The 458-nt window shown below is 71.0% G+C and carries 1 protein-coding gene; it reads right to left on the reverse strand.

Annotated elements, in window-relative coordinates; all coding sequences use genetic code 11:
- A partial coding sequence (locus tag ACT89H_RS29485; protein WP_445111939.1) for a condensation domain-containing protein occupies nt 1-458 on the reverse strand: 458 nt, incomplete at both ends.

A 458-nucleotide genomic window follows, 5' to 3' on the forward strand; every position in this document is an offset into this window, starting at 1 on the left:
TCGTCGTCGGTGCCGATGACCTGGCGTTGCCAGATGGCGTAGTCGGCGTAGTGCACGTCCAGCGGCGCCCAGCGGGGGGAGTTGCCGCCGATGCGGGCGAGGTAGGCGGTCATCAGGTCGCGGGCCAGGGGGGCCATGGAGGCGCCGTCGGCGGCGATGTGGTGGGCCACGAACGCCAGTAGGTGTTCGTCGGGGCTGGTTTCCAGTAGCAGGGCGCGGACGGGGATGTCGGTGGTGACGTCGAATCCGGTGTGCATGAGTGTGGTGATGTGGGTGAGGGGGTCGTCGGTGACGACGACGTCCAGGCCGGTGGGCAGGGCGTCGGCGACGGTGAGGATCTGTTGGTGGGGGAGGCCGTCGGGGCCGTCGGCGGGGTAGCGGGTGCGGAGGGTTTCGTGGCGTTCGAGGACGTCGGCCAGGGCGTGGCGCAGGGCGGAGACGTCCAGGGCGCCGTGTAG

This window comes from Nocardia aegles (genome assembly GCF_052545135.1).